Raw genomic sequence first — 21,342 nt, 5'->3', positions numbered from 1 at the left:
AATATGATTAAGGATACCTATGAGTCACCCTTGTCTGCAAGATATGCAAGCAAGGAAATGAAATATATTTTTTCTCCCGATATGAAATTCCGTACCTGGAGAAAACTTTGGATTGCTCTTGCTGAGGCAGAGATGGAGCTTGGTCTTCCTATCACTCAAGAGCAGATCGACGAACTTAAGGAACACGCTGACGACATCAACTATGAAGTTGCTCAAGAGAGAGAAAAACTTGTTCGTCATGATGTAATGTCACATGTTTATGCTTACGGTGTACAGTGCCCTAATGCAAAAGGCATTATTCACCTTGGAGCAACATCATGTTATGTCGGCGACAATACAGATATTATCATTATGACAGAGGGCTTAAAGCTTATCAGAAATAAGCTTATTACCGTAATCCGCAATCTTTCAAAGTTTGCAGATGAGTACAAGGCTCTTCCTACACTTGCATTCACACATTTTCAGCCTGCACAGCCGACTACAGTCGGTAAGAGAGCTACTCTTTGGCTGCAGGAATTACTTATGGACCTTGAAGATGTTGAGTATCAGCTTTCAAAAGCTAAACTTCTCGGTTCAAAGGGTACAACAGGTACACAGGCAAGCTTTTTAGAACTTTTTGAGGGCGATCACGAAAAATGTAAGGCACTTGACAAGAAAATTGCTCAAAAAATGGGTTATAATTCTTGCTTTGCGGTATCGGGTCAAACTTACTCAAGAAAACTTGATTCGCAGTTTCTCAATGTTCTTGCCGGAATTGCACAGAGTGCGTCTAAGTTCTCAAATGATATTCGCCTTTTACAGCATCTTAAAGAGGTTGAAGAACCGTTTGAAAAGAATCAGATCGGTTCATCTGCAATGGCCTATAAGCGCAACCCAATGCGTTCGGAGCGTATAGGTTCACTTTCCCGTTATGTAATGTGTGATGTATTAAACGGTTATTTCACAACTGCGACACAGTGGTTTGAAAGAACTCTCGATGACTCTGCTAACAAGCGTTTGAGTATTCCGGAGGCATTCCTTGCCGTTGACGGTATTCTTTCACTTTATGCAAATGTTGCAGACGGTCTTGTAGTATATCCAAAGGTTATTGAGCAGCGTTTAAGAAAAGAACTTCCGTTTATGGCTACAGAGAATATTATGATGGACGCAGTTAAGTACAGAGGTGCTGACAGACAGCAGCTCCATGAGAAAATTCGTGTTCATTCAATGGCTGCATCTAAGGTTATCAAAGAAGAGGGCGGCGAAAACGACCTTCTCGAAAGAATTGCTAACGATGAGGCTTTCGGCGTAACTTTAGAGGATCTCGAAAAGATTTTACAGCCGGAGAAATATACAGGCAGAGCAAAAGAGCAGACAGAGGACTTCCTCGCAGAGTTGGTTCAGCCTGTTCTTGACAAGTATGCTGACATTGAATCAGATAAGCCTGAAATCAATGTATAAAATTTATATACACTTGTATTTATATATTTAAGGAGTTTTACAAATTATGGTTAAAGCAATAGTAGGTGCAAACTGGGGAGATGAAGGTAAGGGCAAAATTACCGATGTTCTCGCAAATGACAGTGACATTGTAATTCGCTTTCAGGGCGGTGCAAATGCAGGTCATACTATCGTAAACGAATATGGCAAATTTGCTTTGCATCAGCTTCCATCCGGTGTATTTCATCAGAATATTACTAATATTATTGGTAACGGCGTAGCTTTCAGCGTTGAAAATTTCGTAAAAGAAATCGCAGACCTTGAGAGCAGAGGCGTGCCGAAGCCAAAGATTATTATTTCAGACAGAGCGCAGATAGTTATGCCTTATCATGTTGCTTTTGACTGTTACGAGGAGGAGCGCCTCGGCAAAAATTCCTTTGGCTCAACAAAGAGCGGTATTGCTCCATTCTATTCAGATAAATACTCAAAAATTGGTTTCCAGATTAACGAGCTTTACGATGACCCTGATTCATTAAGAGAAAAAATCAAACACGCACTTGGCATTAAAAATGCTATTCTTAAGAATCTCTACAATAAGCCTGAGATTACAGAGGAAGAAGTATTTGATAAACTTATGGAGTACAAAGAGGCTCTTGCTCCTTATGTAGGAGATACTTTTGAGTTTATTCATAATGCACTTAAAGATGGTAAGAATATTCTTTTAGAGGGTCAGCTTGGCTCACTTAAGGATACCGACTTCGGTATTTATCCTATGGTTACATCTTCAAACACAATTGCAGGTTACGGCGCAGTAGGTGCGGGTATTCCGCCTTATGAAATTAAAGAAGTTATCACTGTTGTTAAGGCTTATTCAAGCGCAGTAGGTGCAGGTGAATTTGTTTCTGAAATCTTTGGTGAAGAGGCAGACGAGCTTAGAAGAAGAGGCGGCGACGGCGGCGAATTCGGTGCTACAACAGGCAGACCTCGCAGAATGGGTTGGCTTGACCTTGTTGCTACCCGTTACGGCTGTAAAGTACAGGGCGCAACACAGGTTGCATTCACCGTTCTCGATGTTCTCGGCTATCTTGACGAGATTCCTGTATGTGTTGGTTATGAGCTTGACGGCGAAGTTATCGATTACTTCCCATCAACAACAAAACTTAAGAGATGTAAGCCTATTCTTAAAAAATTAAAGGGATGGAAATGTTCAATTTCCGGCATTAAAGAGTATGACAAACTTCCTAAGGAATGTCGTGACTACATTGAATTTGCAGAAGAGCAGATTGGTGTGCCGATTAAGATTGTATCTAACGGTCCATCAAGAAATGATATTATTTACAGATAAACAAAGGACGGTAATGTAATGGAAAACAAAGAAAGAGTAATTGTCCTCGACTTTGGCGGACAGTATAATCAGCTTATTGCAAGGCGTGTTCGTGAGTGTAATGTATATTGCGAAATACTGCCGTACACAGTCAGCCTTGATAAAATTAAAGAATTAAATCCCACCGGTATTATTTTTACAGGTGGTCCGAATAGCGTGTACGATGAAAGCTCACCGCATATTTCAAAAGAAATTTTCGAGCTTAATATTCCTATTCTCGGTATTTGCTATGGTTGTCAGCTTATGGCATATACCCTTGGCGGTGTAGTAACTCCTGCTACAGATAATTCATCTTGTGAGTACGGCAAGACGATGACCAACTATAATAAAGACGATGTTATCTTTACAAATGCTTGTGAACACGGCGTTTCTTGGATGAGTCACCGTGACTATATAAGCACAGTACCGGACGGATTTACTGTAACTGCCACGACAGCGGTTTGTCCTGTTGCTGCTATGAGTTGCCCTGAAAGAAAACTTTACGGTGTACAGTTCCATCCGGAAGTTAATCACACAGAAAACGGTAAAGATATGCTCCGTTCATTCCTTTATGATGTTTGCGGTTGTAAAGGTGAATGGCAGATGGATAGTTTTATCGATTCAACAGTTGCAAAACTTAAAGAGCAAATCGGCGACAAGGGAGTAGTCCTCGGACTTTCCGGCGGTGTTGATTCTTCTGTTGCTGCCGCTCTTTTAAGTAAAGCAGTCGGTAAGCAGCTTACCTGTGTTTTCGTTGACCAGGGACTTATGCGTAAAGACGAAGGCGACTTTGTTGAGCAGACATTTACAAAACTTTTTGACATGAATTTTGTTCGTATTAATTGCCAAGAGGAATTTCTCTCAAAACTTAAGGGCGTATCAGATCCGGAAGCAAAGAGAAAGATAATTGGCACAGAGTTTTATAATGTGTTTTGGAATAAAATTCGTGAGAACTACGGCAGTGGTTACTTTGCTCAAGGCACTATTTATCCTGACAGAATTGAAAGCGGTAAAGGTGATGCAGCAAAGATTAAAACTCACCACAATCAGGTAGAAGTACCGCAGGATATTACTTTTGAGGGAATTATTGAACCTTTGCAGGATCTTTTTAAAGATGAAGTAAGAGTAGTTGGCGAAAAGCTCGGACTTCCTCATGAACTTGTATGGCGTCAGCCGTTCCCGGGTCCCGGACTTGGTGTTCGAGTAATCGGCGAAGTTACAGCTGATAAGGTAAAAATTTTGCAGGAGGCAGATGCAATCCTAAGAGAAGAAATGGATAAGTGCGGATATGCCTCACAGATGAGCCAGTTCTTTGCAGTCCTTCCGGGTGTAAAGACAGTAGGTGTAATGGGTGATTCCCGTACCTATGATGAACTTGTGGCAATCAGAGCCGTAACAACAGACGACTTTATGACAGCCGATTGGGCAAAAATCCCATATGATATCCTCGGCAGAGTTTCAAGCCGTATCATAAATGAAGTAGAACATGTAAACAGAGTTGTTTACGATATAACCTCCAAACCCCCCGGAACCGTGGAGTGGGAGTAATTTCGCACCCGTGAAAAAGCCCGTAAATAAAGGCTTTTCGCCGTTTGAAAGCCCTCTGTGGAAACAAAATGGCAACATAATTTGAATTATTGTAAAAGTAAAGAGCTAACTGACTTTTTGAGAAGTCAGTTAGCTCTTTTTGTTTTATCGTGTATTATTGCCGATTACCAATTAATAAAGTCATAAGCTAGATTGCCAAGCTTTGATAACTCTAAATCTAAAGAATTTGCATTTAGTAGTTCTGTTATTTTTGCTTGACATTCCAGATATTGTTGCTCAGTAAGCTTGCTCCAAACGCAATCCTTAATATGCGCTTTTTTAATAATAATACTGTCAAGAGGGCAATCACACGATGAAAAATCAGGAATAGGTTTGTCTATAAATATCAAATCACTAAAAACATATAGATATTTGAAAGTCATATTTATAAGTTTTTGAGCAAGCCCAAACCCGGTTGCATAACGGTTGCCATTGCCTATAGTATTATCGCAAAACAACAACGAAATATCTTCAATAATTTTTCTTGAAAACACAAAATTTGATTCAGTAATGGCGCTGTTTGTAGCAGAGCAAATTTTCTTTTTGTCATTCAGAAAAGAAGCGCTGTAATAACGACCTGCCGTCATCATATCTGAGTATGCCAAATCAACGCATCTTGCTTGCACCTCATTTGGGTTGTTCTTATTTGTTGACCGGCGCAATAAAGAAGATTCTAAAAAGTTTCTTTTCCAATCCATTATCTTACCTCACATATCTTTCAGTCTGTCTTTGAAAGACTCAACCATAGCATCGCTGAAATTCTGCGACGGCACTCTTACATAACCAGAAGTTTCATCATACTTCGGATAGTTATAACGCCACTTGTCATAGTCCTCACGGCTGATGTCGCCTTTGCGGTATTTTTCAGCCTGTTCTGCCCACGCATTTATCATTTCGGAAAGCTCGGCAGCGTCTGTTCCCTTGCGAGGGTCTGCATACATTGAAATGCCATTTTCCGTCTTTACTATTGTCAATCCGTATCTGTCCTCTAATGTAAACAAGGTGTGCATTAACCCTATGTAGCTGTCAATGTCGGGAACAGAAAGAGCCTGCGGAGATATATCGAAAACATCTGCAAGTTTATTTGTTAAATCAGCTTTAGGTGTTCTTGAGCCGGATTCATACTGTGCCATACGAATGTCCGCAGTCTTTTCAGGAAAGCCGACTACCTGTCCTAAATATTTCTGTGTCATTCCGCAAAGATTACGAAAGAATCTTATTCTCTCTCCGATTGCCATAAAATACGCTCCTTACTTATGTAATATGCAATCAGTATATCATATATGTTTAGTATATGTCAAGCAACATAAAACAAAAAAGTTTAATATTTTTGTGAAAACCACTTGACATAACGGAATATGTTTAGTATAATCATTAAGCAAATAGCGTTAAGCTGTTTGCGAAAATTGAATAACCGTCATACATCACGGTAATGGTGTATCCGCTCGGGCAAATCGGAATGCGGTCAGAAAGTTCTCCGACACTAAATAAACAAACTAACAAGAATTGAAAGGAGGTTTCAGTATGAGTACAACATTTATGAAAGTACAAGATGTTGCCGACGAATTAGGTATTTCAAAATCTTATGCCTATAAAATCGTGCAGCAGCTTAACGAAGAGTTAAAAGCACAAGGCTTTATAACTATTTCAGGACGAGTAAACAAACAGTATTTTTTAGAAAGAGTTTGTTATGGTACAGCCGAAAAAGAAAGGATGTGATATCAATGGCTGTTTATAAGGAAGAAAAAACAAATACTTGGCGTGTTATCTATCGCTATACCGATTGGAATGGCGAACGAAAGCAATCACAAAAACGAGGATTCAAAACAAAACGTGAGGCTCAGGCGTGGGAAAGAGAACAACTTAATAAGCTTGGCGGAGATTTGGATATGAATTTCAAGAGTTTTGTTGAACATTACTCCGAAGATATGCAGACTCGACTTAAAGAAAACACTTGGGAAACCAAGAAACATATTATTGATAAAAAGCTTATTCCATATTTCGGTAAGCTGAAAATGTGCAACATAACCGCACAACAAATAATTACTTGGCAAAATGAGCTTATCAATTATAAGGACGATAACGGCAAACCGTATTCTCCCGTATATTTGAAAACAATACACAATCAGCTGTCTGCGATATTCAACCATGCTGTCAGGTACTACAACCTGAAAGAAAACCCTTGTCAAAAGGCGGGCAGCATGGGTAAAAAGAAAAATCGTGAAATGCTTTTCTGGACTAAAGAGGAATATTTGAAGTTTGCTGATGCAATGATGGATAAGCCGATGTCATACTATGCGTTTGAAATGCTCTATTGGACGGGTATTCGTGAGGGCGAGCTGTTAGCTCTTACTTCTGCTGATTTCGATTTTGAAAAGCGAACGGTAACAATTAATAAATCGTTTCAGCACTTGAATGGCAGAGATATTATAACTTCGCCGAAAACAGAGAAAAGTAACCGCACAATTCAGTTGCCGAAGTTCCTTTGTGATGAAATGCAGGATTATCTGAAAATGCTTTACGATGTGGGGTTGGAGGACAGAGTGTTTCCAATTACAAAAAGCTATCTGCACAGAGAAATGGACAGAGGCGCAAAAGAAGCAGGCGTAAAAAGAATCCGTATTCACGATATCCGCCACAGCCACGTTAGTTTGCTGATTGATATGGGATTCTCTGCAACGGCTATTGCAGACCGTGTGGGACATGAAAGCATTGATATAACTTACAACTATGCGCACTTGTTCCCGTCAAAGCAGACTGAAATGGCGGAAAAATTAGATATGGAAAGGGGTAAATAATTATGTCACTTAAAAACAAAGATGAGCATAACCGCTGGAGAAACAAAACCGTAGCGTTCAGAGTTTCACCAGAGGAGTGGGAACAGATTGAACGCTATGTTCAGCTTTCGGGTTTGACAAAACAGGACTATATAACACGAAGATTAACGCACCGAGAAGTAATCGTGCAAGGCAATCCGAGAGTATTCAAGGCTTTGCGAAACCAGCTTGCCGATGTGCTGTCGGAATTACAGCGAATAGAAGCCGGCGGGGAGGTAAATGATGAGTTGCTTGATGTAATAGAAATGATTGCCGATATTCTCGGCGGATTGAAAGGAGAGGATAACAATGGAGAATAAAAAAGAAATGACCGCCCCGAATGTATCTGTTGGCGCAGATACGGAGCAGTCAATCCAAAAATGTACTGACATTAGTATAAACGATAACGATGAAAATATCAAGGATTTGGACGAAAGTTTTCGTGAAATGCAAAGAGAAATGCTGAGGCAAATGGATCCGTCATATTTGAAAACTGTTTCAATGTCGGCTCTGTATGATACCGATTTCGAAACACAAACCGCACTTATAGACGGTCTGCTTTATCAGGGAACTTACTTGTTCGTGGGTTCTCCGAAAGTAGGAAAGAGTTTTATGATGGCACAGCTCGCTTACCATATCAGCACTGGAACTCCGCTTTGGAATTACAGAGTCCGCAATGCAACCGTTCTTTATTTTGCCCTTGAAGATGATTACCCTCGCTTACAGCGCAGGCTCTATCATATGTTCGGCGCTGACGGAACGGACAACTTGTATTTTGCAACAGAAAGCAAAACCGTAAACGGCGGCTTGGAAGACCAAATAAGAGGTTTTATTCAGGAACACCCTGACACCGGACTGATTATCATAGATACGCTAAAGCGTGTTCGAGAGACAGGTGGTGCGGATTACAGCTACGGCAGTGATTACGATGTAGTCGCAAAGCTGAAAGCGCTTGCCGACAGCTACAAGGTAACAATGCTTATCGTCCATCACACACGCAAACAGCAGGCTGACGATAAATTTGATACAATCTCCGGCACAAACGGATTGCTCGGTGCGGCAGACGGCGCCTTTGTTCTCAGCAAAGAGAAACGAACAACCAATGCCGCAACGCTTGACGTCACCGGCAGAGATCAGCAGGATCAGCGAATACACCTTGTTCGCAATCCGCAAAAACTTATATGGGAATTTGAAAAAAGCGAAACAGAAGTTTGGACAGAGCCGCCTGACCCGCTGCTTGAAAAGGTATCGACTGTTCTTTCTTCGGACAGTAGCCGATGGGACGGGACGGCTTCTGAATTGAGCAAACTTATTGGATTGGATATTAAGCCTAATGTTCTGTCGCTAAGACTTAGTATCAACGCCGGGCGGTTGCTTAAAGATTACGACATTCATTACAAAGCGAGTCGCACGCACAGCGGACGAAAAATATCCCTTTGGAAAGAAAGCGTGTCAATGCGTGACGACCGTGACAAACTCTCCGAGAACGGTGATGTGGCCTAAAACATTGTCACCATCGTCACGGTTTGTCACAGCAAAAGTTTAGCGGAGTGTGCAGAGAGTGCCTTTTCAAAGGCGGCTCTTTGCCCTTCGGAGAACGCAAAACCTGCTTGCAGGTTGCATTTTTGATGGGCTCGCCTGTCAAAAGTGCTTTTGCGTTACTCTTGACAAGAGTAACAGAACTGAGAACGGTCAATTTTTAGAGATTGGAGGTATATAAAATGCAAAGAACGATAAGTGCAATGGTGGGTAAAGGCTCGGTCAATCATAACAGCCGCAAATTCAAGGCAGAAAATGTTGACGGTGAGCGTAGTCATCTTAACATTGATTACTGTAACGAGCCGATAAAGAAAATCTATCACGAATTGTTTGATGAAGCACTAAAAAGATACAACGAAAAACAGACAAGAGCCGACCGCAGAATAGAAAACTACTATGAGAAAATCAGAAATTCAAAGCAAGAAAAGCCGTTTCACGAAATGATTTTGCAGATTGGCGATAAGGAAAATATGAGCGCAGAAAGCGAAAGCGGAATACTTGCAAGAGAGGTTTTGAACGAATATTATCGTGGGTTTCAGGAAAGAAATCCTCAGTTAAAAGTGTTCTCGGCTCATCTTCATATGGACGAAGCAACGCCCCATTTGCACATAGATTTTGTTCCGTTCACCACCGGAAGCAAGCGTGGACTTGATACAAGAGTATCACTCAAGCAGGCGCTTGCCGCACAAGGATTTAAGGGCGGAACCCGTGGAGATACCGAGTGGAATCAATGGGTGAGCGCAGAAAAATCCGCACTCGCATTCGTTATGGAACGACACGGAATTGAGTGGGAACACAAAGGAACGCACGAAAAACATTTGTCTGTTCTTGATTATAAAAAGCAAGAAAGAACAGCAGAACTTGAACAATTGGGTGCTAAAATCGAAGAAAAGCAAGCCGAATTTAATGTGTTATCCGAGCGAGTGTTAAACTATGATGATGGTTTGGAAAAATTAAGGAATGTGGAAGAAATGCTCGATAATGCCCCCGAATATCAGCTCTCCGAACCGCAAAGTTTTATGTCTGCAAAAGCATATAAAACCAAAATTGCAGAGCCGCTTATTCAAAAATTAAAAGCGTTAATCAAGACGGCATTGGCTCGTTGCTTTGAAGGTTGGGACAATTACCATAGATTAAATATCACGAACGGCAATCTCTATCGTGAGAACGAAATGTTGTCGAAAATCAACAGCAAACTAAAAAGCGAAAACGAAAATCTGCGTTCAGAGGTCAAGGATTACAAGCTTTTGCGTAAAGTTTTCGGGCATAAACAGATTGATGAGTTGCTTGAACAGGCAAGAAATATTAAAGGTCGTAAGCGTGAAAATCCACGCTCAAGATAAATAAATTTTTGGAGGTAAAACAAATGGCAAAGACAATTTTTGAAAAAGCAGGCGGTACTTACACACAGGTGGGCGACTATATGTTGCCCGATTTATTACTGGCGGAAGAAGAAAAGGAAGCGAATATCGGCATTTGGGAAATGAGGCATAAACGATATTTGAAGCAGAATCATAAGGTGCTTTACTACAACTTGATGACAAGCGGTAAGCTCAATTCATATCTTGCCGATATTGAACAGCAGGCTCAAAATCTTTTTCTCCGGCTGGTAAAAGAACTTGCCGAAAAAGAAAATGTAACCGAGAAACTCAAATCAACCGATATGATGTTGTGGGTGCAGAAGATGAATAATATTCATAATAGTGCAACGGAAATTGTAAATGAAAGAATTATATATAATATTTAAGATTAGCGGATGGTGTGAATAAAACTCACATCATCCTTTTTCTTTTTTATTCAGTGTCGGATCATCACGAAATACTATATAAATATTGACATATCGTGATTATTAATTTATAATTAATGATATGAAAAAGTGGAGGTATAGTGATGGCAGTTAGCTACGATAATTTATGGAAGTTACTTATAGATAAACAACTTAAACGCAGTGAGTTGATAGAGATTTGTGGTATTAGTAGTAATGTCTTGGCTAAGTTGGGTAAAGGTGAACCGGTTTCAATGAAATCGTTAGAAAAGATATGTGTAGCATTAAGTTGCAATATTGAAGATGTAGTACAATTTATCAATAGGTAAGAAATATATGAGATACTCCAATATAAATAAAGAAAAAGCCAATGGTGTTGTCTACACCCCTAAAAGTATGGCAGAGTATTTGGCGAAGGAAATGGTTAAATATAAAGCTCGTGGTGAGAGCAATACAATTAGAATATTAGATCCTGCCATTGGAAAAGGCGAATTAGCTATCGCATTGTTGAACATAATTAGTTTATCTTATACACATATTGAAGTAGTGGGATATGAAACAGATGCTGAAGTATGTGTAGAAACATCAGCGGAATTATCACGTTTGTTTCCAAAAATCAAGGTTTCGATAAAAAACGAAGATTTTCTAAAGGCTGTAGAAGACCATACAATAGGCTTGTTTGATTTTGTTATCGCAAACCCTCCGTATATTCGTACCCAAATTATGGGCAGCAATAAAGCACAAGAAATATCATCGAAACTTGGTTTGTCAGGAAGAGCTGATATTTATTATGCATTTATTATATGCACAAATTCGGTCTTGAAAGATGATGGAATTGCAGGATATATTACATCAAATAAGTTTCTTACTATTAAGTCAGGGAGTTCTGTTAGAGATTATATTATTGAGAATTATAAAATTCACAGGATTACAGATTTAGGTGATACTAAATTATTTTCTGCATCGGTGTTGCCGTGTATTATGGTGTTTTCAAAAGGGAAAACGGATGATAGAAACAAAGTAGCATTTACGTCCGTTTACCAAACATCTGCTGATGATATTGATGGAAATATCAATGATATTTTTGATGCTATATATGAATCGGGATGTTATCAAATAACAGACGGCAGAAAATATCTTTATCAACAAGGCTTTATGCAAAGTGTAGAAAAAGGTTCTCTTTGGAATATTCAATCGAACGAAATCCAAGAATGGCTCTCTGCTGTGGAACGCAATACTTGGCAACGATTTTCTGATATTGGGAAAATTCGTGTAGGGATTAAAACTACTGCGGATAATGTTTTTATTGGAAACGAATGGGATGGGGATAAGGCTGATATAGAGCTTCTACGCCCTTTAATCACACATAGAAATGCAGGGCAAATACTCCCAAACGATTCGGAGTTATGGAAAGTTTTATATACTCATACAACCGAAAATGGGAGAAAAAAAGCAATAAATATTGAAGACTATCCCAAAGCCAAAGAGTATCTTTTGCAACATTATGATCAATTGTCTAATCGTAAATATGTTATTCAAGCAAATCGAAATTGGTATGAAATATGGGTGCCACAGAATCCGGAATCTTGGAAACATCGCAAAATTGTGTTTCGTGATATTTCTGAGCATCCGCAATTTTGGTTAGATACTTCTGGAGCAATAGTCAATGGTGATTGTTACTGGATAGAAATACAGGACTGTGTAATGGATGATGTAGTGTATTTAGCTTTAGCAATAGCCAATAGTCGTTTCATTGAAAAATATTATGATGTTAAATTTAATACTAAACTTTATTCAGGGAAAAGAAGATTTATGTCACAATATGTTGAGCAATTTCCGATTCCTTCTTACACCACTGAGTTGGCTCAAGAAGCAATTTGGATTGTAAAACAAATTATAGCCGAGAAAAACAGTGATGTAATTCCCGACTATAAAGAAAAATTGGATTGTATTGTTGATAAACTATTTGCTTAATCAAAGAAGTCATTAGGCAAAGGTAGCTGAATTTTAGCATTTTGCCCTTTAAATAGAGGAAAATATCTAGTGAACTCATAGCCAGCAACTACATATAATCTGTTCAGCCTAATGTAATGATTTTCTACTGAGCCATCAAATATAACATAGCGAACATCACCACTATAGAATGTTGTGTCGCCGATTGTTGCGATAGGAGCTCCATCTTCAGGAGAGTGTAATCCCAAGTCAATTGTTGGTGATGTTTGGAGTTTGATTTCCAATAATTGATTTGCTATATCTGGATAACTGCCGTCATCTTCGTATACCGAATATCCAAGATGCTGGCATATTAGTGCGTGTAATTCTGCACCTCTGTTTCTCTCTTGCAGCGGGTTGAGATAATCTATGCGGAGACCGACCAGCGGTAGTAATCTGTCATATATTTCTGCGACAGGCAAAAGTTGGTTTGGGGAAGGATAGTAATTTGGATTAACGCTTTGTAAGGAACTATGCGGATATGTTATCCAATTAGCAACATTAGTAGTATCTTCAGAGAACAGATAACTGTTGTCAAAAGAGCTCATTGTTGCCTGATATTTTGTTGTTAATTTTCCTGTTCGGTCAAATTCTGCGAGGGTATCTCCAGAGATTACTCTTATGCACGTAATAACATCATCCTCGTCGACTTTAAGAAATACATACCTTCTTGCTGCATCAACTTCTTCATTCCATATTTGCACATTCATACTCTTTTGTGTATAGACATCAAAATTTTGTCCTGGAAATCTAGGCTGAGTCTTTATAAAAGAGCGTGGTGTTGGATATCCTAACGCTTCGCATATTTTAGTTTTAACGACCTTTGAGCGTGTTCTTAATGGCAATCCCTCAAGAGAAAATCCTACGAGATAACTGGATAAAATTCGTTCTAAAGCATATGTTGGAATGAACAAATCTCTATCATCAGGGTTTATAGGATCGTAAATGGACATACCACTATCATATATATTTTGTACATAGTTAATCATCGGCTTTTTCCTCCAAAAACAATTCATAGGTTTCAATTCCGAGTGCATCAGCTATACGCTGTATATTTTCAAGCGAAATGCTGCGGCGGTAACACTCGATAGCACTAATATAAGTACGGTGCATACCGCACTTTTCGGCGAATGCTTCTTGAGATATTCCCATAGCTGTACGATATTTTTTTAGGTTGTCACCAAATACTTTTATAATATCCATATTTGCAATCCTCCATACTGTATAGTATAATGTGAATGAATACAAAAAGTCTACATACAATAAGTAACTGAAACATTTTCGTCATTTAATACGAAAGATTTCAATTAATAATTTGAGTGTAAAGGAAGATAAAATGGAAGCTAATATTATTTTGATTGTTAGGTCTTGGTTTGATAAATCAAGGGATTGGCAAAAAGATGCATTTGTAAACCTTTGGAAAAGTAAAGATTTAGAGGAAACCAAAAAGCGAGCACTTAAACTTGTTTGCAAAGAATATGGATATACCGATTGTCCCTATGTTTCTGATACAAAGTTTCCCGAAGACTTGGACGATGTCACATCCGATGATAGTAATATCATTTTAAAGAGCATATCTAACATACAAGGAGTGGCTGCGTTAAAGCCTACAAAACCACTTGAATTCACTAAAGGACTAAATGTAGTGTACGGAGCAAATGGCTGTGGCAAATCATCATATGTTAAGGTGTTAAAAAAGGCTGAAAATCCTAAAGACGACATCAACATTTTTTCCAACATTTTTGAAAAAATCAATATTCCAGCAAAAGCAACATTAACCTTTTCTTGTGACGGAGAAGATACAACAACTAATTGGTCGTTAAAGAATGATAAAAATTATCCGATCAGAATATATGACACAAAAATAGCACATAGGTTTTTAGACAAATCAACAGAAACAATTTACGAACCAAAATTATTACATATTTTTACTCAGTTAGCTGAAATATCAGAGTATATAAGCCAAGAGGTAAGTTCAGAATACAAAACTAAAACTTCAAATTTAAAAAGCGTACCTAACGAACTATCAACCTCTGACTTAAGTAAGAAATATAGCGAATTGGAAACACTTCCACTGATTGATGATTTCGAAAAATGTATAAATTTCACAGAGAAAGATCAAAAGCAATTAGAATTGATTGAAAAGACATTCAATTATTCTAATCCTGATCAAACCAAGAAAAAACTATCTCAGCAAGTAGAAATACTTTCACAATTAAAAAGTAAAATATCTAATGCCTACTCCCAATTGGATCAAAGTAATGTTGAAGATTATATTCACTCTATCAAAATTCAAATTAAAACTCGTCGTGAATTTGAAAATTTATTAAAAACATATAGAGAAGTTTCAAGCATTAAAGAGTTTGGGTCTGATCTTTGGAAAGATATGTGGAAATCATCACAGAAATTTTCTGATTCAATTGAAGGAGATAGTACAAAAGATATATGTGTATTATGCCAGCAACCGCTTTCTTCTGAAGCGAAAATAAGATACGCTAAATTTTCAGAAATATATGCTTCAGACCTTGAAAAAAAGCAAAATGATGCATATGAAATCTTAAATAAAAAGACACAAAAATTAAGTGAACTTATCAATAGGAATCTTAATGTAAATGACACAAAACAAATTCTTATTACAAATATGTTCTCGGATGATGTCGTCTCTTACATTGAAGATGTGTTGAATAAACTATATATTAGAGCAAATTGGTTATACAATTATGACCCGAAAAATGTAGAATGCCCAAAAGTAGTATGCGTTAATGAAGTACTTAACAAATTTGATGAATTTACGAAAAGAATAAAGGAGCAGATTGAATCCATTGATGAATTCATTAATAATTCAGAAAAACAAAGCAAGGATAGAATTGAACTTCAAAGTAAAAAATGGTTTTCCGAGAATCAGAATAATGTTAAATTGAAAAAGGAACTTATTATCTTAAAAAATATTAAGGCTGGCATAAAAACCAATAATATTACAAAAGCTAAGAATGCATTGTCTGAAAAAATGATTACTGAGGTGTATGTAAGAAGATTTGAAAATGAATTAAATGCACTCAATCCTTCACGATCGATAAAGGTGGAATTATTATCGGATGGCAAAAAAGGTAGAACATCTCACAGAATATCGATAAAAGGAGCTTTCGAAAAAAAGAAAACGGAAGAAGTTTTAAGTGAGGGTGAATATAGAGTTGTTTCTATTGCTGCCTTTTTAGCCGATTTAAACTCTATTAATAAGACACAAGCCTTTATATTTGATGATCCAATAAATTCTTTAGACCACAACTATGAAGATAATGTAGCAAAACAATTGGTTAAACTGTCTTTTGAAAGACAAGTAATAGTATTTACACATCGCCTTGCATTTGCAGAAACACTCAAAAATTGTATGGAACTGTACTTACTTGAAAATCCTGAAATAAAAGAATCTTCCAAATTTAATTATATAGAACTCAGAAACAGTCCTATGGGAGAACCAATATACAAGGGAGACTACAATAAAACTAATGCTATATCTTCATTACAAACGATAAAAGATGAATCTATACCTAAAATACGCAAATTGAGAGAAGACGGAGATTATGATTTAGCCGATGCCAAACTCAAGAGTTGTTGCACAATTGTAAGGGTAGATATTGAATATCTCATCGAAAAATTGTTGTTAAACGGATTGGTTACTAGATATAGTAAAAATATTTCATCATTAAAGATTAGATATCTAAAAATAATCGAATCAAAGGATGTTGATTTTATTGAAAAAATGATGACAAAATATTCTTATTTTGAACATTCACAGCCAAGTGAAAAGCCAATCGAGTTACCTGACCTTGAATGTTTAGAAAAAGATGTAAACGACCTTATTGATTGGGGTAAAAATTATAAAAAAAGGCTTAACAAAAAGTGATTCATTATTGGAAAATAAAATAATTTTAAATTTATTTTCTACTAATTGATTTAGCCAGATAGTAGCCATTATAGTGTGGCAACGAAATGGCAACAAAAAATCGGATAGCGTATGCTTTACCGATAATTCAAATAATATAAATACTCTCTGATAAATTTCATAAACAAAAGTGTTTAAGATTGATTTACAGGGAGCGAGTGGGAATGATTAACAAAACCCCGAAAAGTCTGATTAATACTGACTTTTCGGGATTGATTTTATATGCTATGTTACTGTTATGGACTTAATTTGGACTTATATTTTTCCCTCATCACGGAAAAATGTGTGATAATCAAAAATAAATATTGAAAAAGAGCATAGGAAGCTCCAGAATTGTAGTTGACAAGACAAACAATGAAGGAGAGAAACCTATGCTCTATTTAGATGATATCAAAGTTGAATTTGAAAGTCAAGGATTTAAAGGAACACATATAGGAATCAGCCCTGATAAAGATAAAAGCGTACTGTTTCTGGAGAGCGTAAGGTCAACGCAGACAGTTCTGTGCCCTTATTGCGGAGGCAGTGTATATATTTATGAAAACGGACAAGTCAAACTAAAAGATATTCCAATACAGAGAGGTACTACACACATATAGAACTTCTTTATCCATAGATATCAGTGCAACTGTTGCCACAAAACATTTACAGAAGAAATACCTTTCAAATATCCCGGAACACGGATAACATACCGAGCAGCAAACTGGATCAAGGGATTTTTGCAGCAAAAAATCGTGATGAATCAATATAAACAAATAAACCCCAAAACACACGATTAAATGTGCCTTGGGATTTATTCCTTTATATGGTTTTAATAAGATTTAGAGAGATATTTAAAATCTTTATTTTTTACTGTTTTCAATTGCTTCATCAATAAGTTTATTAAGTTGCTGTGCTTGTGATGATGAAGTTATTGCACCAACAATTGGTTGACCTACAATATTTCCGTTTTTATCAACTACATATGTTGTTGGATATGAATAAAGACCTGAAGCAAATTTACCGGCCTCACTGTTTGAATCAAACCAAATATTTTTGTAGGTAATACCCTTTTTAGTCAAAACATCCTTAGCCTCAGATATAGCAGTCTTGTCACCGTCAAGAGTAAATGAGTTAATACCTATAACGGTACCACCTTTTTCTGCAAGTTCTTTATTAAGCTTTTCCAAATCGCCAAGTTCACCTACACAAGGATTACAAGTAGTAAACCAAAAGTTAATAACAGTTACATTGTTAGATGAGAAGATGTCATCACTGTTAACATCATTTCCGTCAAGGTCCTTACCCTTAAAGCTTGGAAACTTAGTAAGTTCGCTATTGTCACTTACCATACCTGCACTTTCAGCGTCAATACTGTCACCCTCGCTCGGCTTACTGCCACAGCCCGGATATTTTTGTTCTAAAATTGTGAGTTTACCCTCAATTTCTTTAATTTGATTTGCACCGTCTTTAAGAATTTTCAACTCATCTGCAGTAAACTTATCTTTACCGTTTTCAATAGTATTGAGCAAAAAGTCGCCATAATTTGTTCCGTCTTCAATCATAGGAGTGTCCTTATTTGCTGACATAAACACTTTTTCCCAAAGCTGTGAATTACTTGTAAAAATTTCATTTTCTTTTTGCATAAGCTTTTGATAAAGTGCAGTTGCGTCATCTAAATTGCTTGGTTCACTTTCCATTAAATTTGAAATATCAGCAGTATTATTTGACTGAGATTTGTCGTTATTTTTAGTTGTTGAACAAGCAACAAGGCTAAACATAAGCACTAAAACCATAAGTATAGTTAATATTTTTGATTTTTTCATAATTTTATTCCTCCGTTGTTATATCTTTGTTGTTATTTGTTTTAATATCTGTTTTATTATTTTCTTTTACAGTGTTGCAAAGATTTTTTTCAGGCATACCAAATCCGTAGCGAAAGCTTATTGCATCAGTAGGACAAGCAGTTATACACTTACCACAACGAATACACTCAGTGCTGTTTGGTGTTTTTACTACATCAACATCCATTTTACACGCTCTTGCACATTTGCCACAAGACACGCATTTATGCTTATCAACCTTTATTCCAAGCAACGACACCTTGTTCATCAATGCATAAAAAGCACCGAGTGGACAAATCCACTTGCAAAACGGACGATAGAAAACCACACTCAGTACAACTACAATAATCAAAATAATAAGCTTTTGAATAAATTTATTTCCTAAAGCCGAGCGTATACCCTCATCAATAGCAGACAATGGAATTGCACCCTCAAGCACACCCTGTGGGCATATATATTTACAAAAGAACGGGTCGCCCATTCCAACATCATTAACCACAAGTACAGGTAGCAATATAACCGTCACCAGCAAGATGATATATTTTAAATATGTTAAAGGCTTTAGTTTTTTTGTTGAAAGCTTTTTACACGGTATTTTATTAAGCAAATCTTGAAGCCAACCAAAAGGACACAAAAAGCCACAAATAAATCGACCAAGCAACACGCCAAGCAAAATTAAAAATCCTGTTACATAATAGGAAAAATTAAATTTTGATGAGCCTACAACAGCCTGAAACGAGCCGATTGGACACGCACCTGACGCAGCAGGACAAGAGTAGCAATTTAGCCCCGGTACGCACACAGCCTTGCCATTGCCCTGATATATTCCGCCTTTAAAAAAATTAGGTAAATGAATATTTGTCAAAAGCGTTGCACCTGCCTGAATACAAGTACGAAAACGGCTTAAAAGCTTTGAAACATTCTTTTTTCTTTTATCCAATTCCAATACACTCCAAGCATAATCTTATTGCTTTGCTAAGCACGGTGTCTGTCTCACCACGCATTGCTCCATAGCACAGCATAACCACTCCGGCAACAAGGAAACCGATTTGAAATATTGCTTTTTTTACTTTGAACAATTTAACCACTCCCTTCATCTTTAGCCTTATTATATCACGAACGATATAAAATCCTTGTTAAGAAAGAAATTTAACAAAGATTTTATTTTTTTGTGTTATAATGTGTTATAATCTATAATAAAGATATTTTACCAATAATACAAGTATTAGGAGATAATTATGCATATTTTAGTTGTTGAAGACGAGGTTGCTCTTTGTGACACAATCGTAAGAAGTCTTAAGCGTCTTGCTTACAGTGTTGATTATTGCTATGACGGTCAAAAGGCATTAGATATGCTTAGTGTTGAAAGTTTCGACCTTGTTGTGCTCGATTTAAACCTACCTAATGTTGACGGAATGACAGTATTGAAAACTCTGAGGCAAACAGACATTGACACAAAGGTTTTAATTCTATCGGCTCGTTGTGAGGTTGCAGACAAGGTTTTAGGATTAGATGAAGGTGCAAATGATTATTTAACAAAACCATTTCACTTAGATGAGCTTTCGGCAAGAATACGAAACCTTACCCTTAGAAAGTTCACTCAAAACGATATTGTTTTAAAATGTTCAAATCTTTCATTTAACACAAAAACACGCAAAGCAGATGTAAATGATGAAGAATTATCTTTAACTCGCAAGGAAACAGGAATACTTGAATATCTAATGTTAAATCAAGGCAGACCTGTAAGTCAAGAGGAGTTGATTGAACACGTATGGGACAGCAGTGTTGACAATTTCAGCAACTCAATAAGAGTGCACATTTCATCATTAAGGAAAAAGCTTCGTAATGCATTAGACTATGACCCTATTCACAACCGTATAGGCGAGGGCTATGTAATGGAGGATAAAAAATGAAAAAACTTTCTTTACAATGGCGAATAACCTTAATGACCACAGTTTTAATTTGCATAACTTGTGTGCTAATGAATTGTTTAATCGGTTATTCAGGCAAACGATATATGGATTCAATAGGCAACGGAATATCAGCATATAGTGAAATTGATAAAGGAAAACCGAGTTCATTTAATCCGGAAAATGAAAATCCCGACAGTGAGCTTACCATTATTATCAGTGGTGCACAAGATTCATTCAATACTACTAATTGGTACATAACAATTGCCGTAAGCGTACTTGGCGGTATACTTGCATATTTTGTCAGTGGTCGTGCTTTAAAGCCGCTAAAAAGTTTTGCCTCTCAAGTAGAGAATGTACAGCCCAACAATTTGGCAGATATGAAAATAAGCGACGATGTTTTGCCGGAATTTAAACAGTTTTGTCAATCATTTAACAATATGCTTGACCGACTCGACAACGGTTTTGCTGCTCAACGGCAATTCACAGGAAATGCAGCGCACGAGTTAAGAACACCACTTGCCTTAACTCAAGCACAAATTGAACTTTTTTCTGTTGAGCACCCAAATATGAGCAACGATACAGCAGAATTTCTTGCACTGCTACAAGAGCAAAACGAAAGAATGTCACAAATGACAAAAACTTTGCTTGAAATGAGTGAGCTTCGTACAGTTGAGTGCAAAGATACAATAGAAATTGCCCCTATGATTGAAGAAATATTTACCGACCTTGCTCCCCTTGCAGAAAAAAAGAATATTCGCCTTGAATACAACGGCAATGGTATGATGATAGGCAGTGACACCTTAATTTATCGTTTATTATTTAATTTAACTGAAAACGCAATACGCTACAACAGAGAAAATGCTTCTGTAATTATAACTGTTGACGAAAAGAATAATCAGCTTTATATACGAGTTAAAGATAACGGTTATGGTATACCCGAGCAGTACAGAGAAAGTATCTTTCAACCATTTTTCCGTGTTGATAAATCTCGTAGCAGAGCATACGGCGGTGTAGGTCTTGGACTATCACTTGTATGGGAAATTGTACTTTTGCACAACGGTACGGTGAAAGCTGAAAAAAGCGACAAAAATGGAACAGTAATGCTTGTAACACTTCCAAAAAAACAAACAAATAATTGATTATTAAGTTTTATATAAATCTTTTAGATAAATTTGATATAACTAT

Annotated in this window: 22 protein-coding genes; 15 read left to right on the top strand and 7 right to left on the bottom strand. The window is 37.2% G+C overall.

What is annotated here, in order from left to right; genetic code table 11:
- Window positions 1–3: 3 nt before the first annotated feature.
- From purB to guaA, 3 genes are read left to right on the top strand one after another with little or no spacing between them, the layout of a single operon-like run.
- The gene (gene purB, locus H8R91_RS11300) at window positions 4–1,440 is read left to right on the top strand and encodes an adenylosuccinate lyase (RefSeq protein WP_022234732.1); all 1,437 of its coding nucleotides are present in this window, start codon (window positions 4–6) and stop codon (window positions 1,438–1,440) included.
- Window positions 1,441–1,486: 46 nt separating this feature from the next.
- Window positions 1,487–2,764, top strand: coding sequence for an adenylosuccinate synthase (locus H8R91_RS11295; RefSeq protein ID WP_022234733.1), 1,278 nt, complete (start codon window positions 1,487–1,489; stop codon window positions 2,762–2,764).
- Between the two features lie 18 nt (window positions 2,765–2,782).
- Entirely contained in the window at window positions 2,783–4,330 is a 1,548-nt protein-coding gene (gene guaA / locus H8R91_RS11290) for a glutamine-hydrolyzing GMP synthase (RefSeq protein ID WP_186936317.1), read from the top strand.
- A gap of 164 nt (window positions 4,331–4,494) precedes the next feature.
- Here guaA and H8R91_RS11285 read toward each other — a convergent pair whose 3' ends face one another.
- The gene (locus tag H8R91_RS11285) at window positions 4,495–5,067 is read right to left on the bottom strand and encodes a hypothetical protein (protein ID WP_186936316.1); all 573 of its coding nucleotides are present in this window, start codon (window positions 5,065–5,067) and stop codon (window positions 4,495–4,497) included.
- A 9-nt stretch (window positions 5,068–5,076) separates the two neighbouring features.
- Window positions 5,077–5,607, bottom strand: coding sequence for a helix-turn-helix domain-containing protein (locus H8R91_RS11280; RefSeq protein ID WP_186936315.1), 531 nt, complete (start codon window positions 5,605–5,607; stop codon window positions 5,077–5,079).
- A 286-nt stretch (window positions 5,608–5,893) separates the two neighbouring features.
- Here H8R91_RS11280 and H8R91_RS11275 point away from each other — a divergent pair, with 286 nt between their 5' ends.
- The 8 genes from H8R91_RS11275 to H8R91_RS11240 all read left to right on the top strand — a co-directional run bounded on the left by H8R91_RS11275 (window position 5,894) and on the right by H8R91_RS11240 (window position 12,463).
- Window positions 5,894–6,088, top strand: a complete 195-nt coding sequence (locus H8R91_RS11275; protein ID WP_021883140.1) for a helix-turn-helix domain-containing protein — start codon at window positions 5,894–5,896, stop codon at window positions 6,086–6,088.
- 5 nt (window positions 6,089–6,093) lie between these two features.
- Entirely contained in the window at window positions 6,094–7,167 is a 1,074-nt protein-coding gene (locus tag H8R91_RS11270; protein WP_186936314.1) for a site-specific integrase, read from the top strand.
- A gap of 2 nt (window positions 7,168–7,169) precedes the next feature.
- Window positions 7,170–7,505, top strand: a complete 336-nt coding sequence (locus H8R91_RS11265; protein WP_186936313.1) for a plasmid mobilization protein — start codon at window positions 7,170–7,172, stop codon at window positions 7,503–7,505.
- Window positions 7,495–8,688 carry an AAA family ATPase gene (locus tag H8R91_RS11260; RefSeq protein ID WP_186936312.1) on the top strand — a complete coding sequence of 398 codons (1,194 nt, stop codon included), beginning with the start codon at window positions 7,495–7,497 and terminating at the stop codon, window positions 8,686–8,688. The genes H8R91_RS11265 and H8R91_RS11260 overlap by 11 nt, the downstream gene beginning before the upstream one ends.
- Window positions 8,689–8,906: 218 nt before the next feature.
- Window positions 8,907–10,067 (top strand): plasmid recombination protein, encoded by a 1,161-nt coding sequence (locus tag H8R91_RS11255; RefSeq protein WP_243237846.1) that lies wholly within the window; start codon window positions 8,907–8,909, stop codon window positions 10,065–10,067.
- A gap of 23 nt (window positions 10,068–10,090) precedes the next feature.
- Window positions 10,091–10,471 (top strand): TnpV protein, encoded by a 381-nt coding sequence (locus tag H8R91_RS11250; protein WP_186936311.1) that lies wholly within the window; start codon window positions 10,091–10,093, stop codon window positions 10,469–10,471.
- Window positions 10,472–10,614: 143 nt separating this feature from the next.
- Window positions 10,615–10,818, top strand: a complete 204-nt coding sequence (locus tag H8R91_RS11245; protein ID WP_186936310.1) for a helix-turn-helix domain-containing protein — start codon at window positions 10,615–10,617, stop codon at window positions 10,816–10,818.
- Window positions 10,819–10,825: 7 nt separating this feature from the next.
- Window positions 10,826–12,463 carry an N-6 DNA methylase family protein gene (locus tag H8R91_RS11240; protein WP_186936309.1) on the top strand — a complete coding sequence of 546 codons (1,638 nt, stop codon included), beginning with the start codon at window positions 10,826–10,828 and terminating at the stop codon, window positions 12,461–12,463.
- Here the strand turns inward: H8R91_RS11240 and H8R91_RS11235 are convergent.
- Together H8R91_RS11235 and H8R91_RS11230 are read right to left on the bottom strand one after the other, a co-directional pair.
- Entirely contained in the window at window positions 12,460–13,470 is a 1,011-nt protein-coding gene (locus H8R91_RS11235) for a restriction endonuclease (protein ID WP_186936308.1), read from the bottom strand. The genes H8R91_RS11240 and H8R91_RS11235 overlap by 4 nt on opposite strands.
- The gene (locus H8R91_RS11230; protein WP_186936307.1) at window positions 13,463–13,684 is read right to left on the bottom strand and encodes a helix-turn-helix domain-containing protein; all 222 of its coding nucleotides are present in this window, start codon (window positions 13,682–13,684) and stop codon (window positions 13,463–13,465) included. The genes H8R91_RS11235 and H8R91_RS11230 overlap by 8 nt, the downstream gene beginning before the upstream one ends.
- A 133-nt stretch (window positions 13,685–13,817) precedes the next feature.
- On the opposite strand from H8R91_RS11230, the gene H8R91_RS11225 reads away from it, so the two are divergent.
- Both H8R91_RS11225 and H8R91_RS11220 read left to right on the top strand, forming a co-directional pair.
- Entirely contained in the window at window positions 13,818–16,385 is a 2,568-nt protein-coding gene (locus tag H8R91_RS11225) for an AAA family ATPase (RefSeq protein WP_186936306.1), read from the top strand.
- A gap of 410 nt (window positions 16,386–16,795) precedes the next feature.
- Entirely contained in the window at window positions 16,796–17,020 is a 225-nt protein-coding gene (locus H8R91_RS11220) for a hypothetical protein (RefSeq protein ID WP_186936305.1), read from the top strand.
- A 243-nt stretch (window positions 17,021–17,263) separates the two neighbouring features.
- Here the strand turns inward: H8R91_RS11220 and H8R91_RS11215 are convergent, their stop codons facing one another.
- The 3 genes from H8R91_RS11215 to H8R91_RS12210 are packed head-to-tail and all read right to left on the bottom strand — an operon-like array spanning window position 17,264 to window position 19,341.
- Complete coding sequence (locus H8R91_RS11215; protein WP_186936304.1) at window positions 17,264–18,226, bottom strand: TlpA family protein disulfide reductase; 963 nt, start codon at window positions 18,224–18,226, stop codon at window positions 17,264–17,266.
- A 4-nt stretch (window positions 18,227–18,230) separates the two neighbouring features.
- Window positions 18,231–19,184, bottom strand: a complete 954-nt coding sequence (locus H8R91_RS11210; protein ID WP_186936303.1) for a 4Fe-4S binding protein — start codon at window positions 19,182–19,184, stop codon at window positions 18,231–18,233.
- Entirely contained in the window at window positions 19,177–19,341 is a 165-nt protein-coding gene (locus H8R91_RS12210; protein ID WP_243237844.1) for a CD1871A family CXXC motif-containing protein, read from the bottom strand. Before H8R91_RS12210 ends, H8R91_RS11210 begins: the two co-directional genes overlap by 8 nt.
- Window positions 19,342–19,482: 141 nt before the next feature.
- Between H8R91_RS12210 and H8R91_RS11205 the strand changes: the two genes are divergently transcribed.
- Together H8R91_RS11205 and H8R91_RS11200 are read left to right on the top strand one after the other, a co-directional pair.
- Complete coding sequence (locus tag H8R91_RS11205) at window positions 19,483–20,157, top strand: response regulator transcription factor (protein ID WP_186936302.1); 675 nt, start codon at window positions 19,483–19,485, stop codon at window positions 20,155–20,157.
- The gene (locus H8R91_RS11200) at window positions 20,154–21,296 is read left to right on the top strand and encodes a HAMP domain-containing sensor histidine kinase (RefSeq protein ID WP_186936301.1); all 1,143 of its coding nucleotides are present in this window, start codon (window positions 20,154–20,156) and stop codon (window positions 21,294–21,296) included. Before H8R91_RS11205 ends, H8R91_RS11200 begins: the two co-directional genes overlap by 4 nt.
- The last annotated feature ends 46 nt before the right edge of the window (window positions 21,297–21,342 follow it).

The sequence above is a fragment of the Ruminococcus intestinalis genome, from assembly GCF_014288065.1.
GTDB lineage: Bacteria > Bacillota > Clostridia > Oscillospirales > Acutalibacteraceae > Ruminococcoides > Ruminococcoides intestinale_A.
Note: the sequence above shows the minus strand (reverse complement) of the source record. Positions and strands in the feature narration are given on the sequence as shown.